The organism is Candidatus Zixiibacteriota bacterium (genome assembly GCA_021159005.1).
Lineage (GTDB): Bacteria > Zixibacteria > MSB-5A5 > UBA10806 > 4484-95 > JAGGSN01.
The window spans coordinates 1-1,327 of record JAGGSN010000125.1 but is presented as its reverse complement, the minus strand read 5'-3'; the positions used below and the strand labels follow the sequence as shown (position 1 = coordinate 1,327).

Sequence of the window (1,327 nt, the reverse complement as noted above, 5' to 3'; positions counted from 1 at the left end):
AGCGCTGGTTTTTATTCGATTCTGATGACATGGTACTGACCATCGTGTAATCTTTTCTGTTGTGAATCCATCTGACAATAGTTCTATTCAGCCGGAATCCGGCTCAAATTACAAGCAGAAGCCTGTAGGCAATCTCGTTTATCCGACCCGCTGGCAGCGGTTGGTAGGACTGATTCGTCCATATGTTCCACGCGTAATTCTGGCTACGCTATTCAGTCTTATCGTCTCAGGAATAAACGGCGCGATAGCCTGGCTTGTAAAGCCCGCAATGGACAAAATTTTTGTCGAAGGAAATTACAAATATATATATCTGCTGCCTTTTGGGATTATTATTCTCTATATCCTCCGCGGCGCGTGTAACTTCCTCCAGTCGTACCTCATGCAGACCGCAGGGATGAAACTGGTCCGTGATCTGAGGAACAGGTTTTTCTCTCATCTGATTCGTCTGCCGGTATCTGTTATATCCCGTTCCACTAGTGGAGATATGCTCTCAAGACTCATGAATGACGTTGGGGCATTGGGCAATTTCCTGTCTGAGAGCTTGAGGACATTCATGCTCCAGGTGCCCTCTGTGATAGTCCTCATGGGAGTGGCCCTTTACCAGCGATGGGACATGGCTCTCTTGAGCTTTATTCTACTTCCTTTTATTGCTTTGGGGACCCGTTTCCTCTCCAGGTTGGTACGAATATGCCGGAAGAAAGTCCAGAGATATCTGGCTATTTTGACGCACCGGGTGAGCGAGGCCCTTCAGGGTCTCAGGGTCGTAAAGATATTCGGCATGGAGGAGGTCAAGCACGGTCAATTTGTAAGGGAAAATCAGACTACCTATCGCCAGATGGCGAAAGCCATACGTCTTAGAGAAGGGGCAAAGTTCCTGATAGAGGTGCTTTCCGGTCTTGCTGTTGCAGCAATTCTTGGCTATGGTGGCAGCCTTGTTGCCAGTGGAGAGATGACCTCCGGAACCTTTTTCTCTATCATTACGGCCATAGTTATGGCCTTTGCTCCTCTTAAAAAATTGGGTGGAGCCTACACTCAATTCCAGGAGACCCTCGGAATACTTGAAAGGGTGGACCATTTTCTTGACCAGCAACAGGAGGAAAGCCAGGGACAGGCCCTTGAGGGATTACGCAAGGAAATAACGTATAAAAAGGCCTCTTTTTCCTATCCTGGGACTGATGTGCAGGTTTTACAGGAAATAGATATCACCATACCTGCGGGAAAGATATTTGCTATTGTCGGACCCAGCGGAGCAGGTAAGAGTACCCTGGTTGACCTGTTCCCAGGTTTCCACACCCCCACTCCCGAAAGGCTCCCCGGGGGCGGTCTA

1 protein-coding gene is annotated in these 1,327 nt (G+C 48.7%); it reads left to right on the top strand.

What is annotated here, in order from left to right:
• Positions 1-61: 61 nt before the first annotated feature.
• A partial coding sequence (locus J7K40_08095) for an ABC transporter ATP-binding protein (GenBank protein MCD6162358.1) occupies positions 62-1,327 on the top strand: 1,266 nt, incomplete at its 3' end.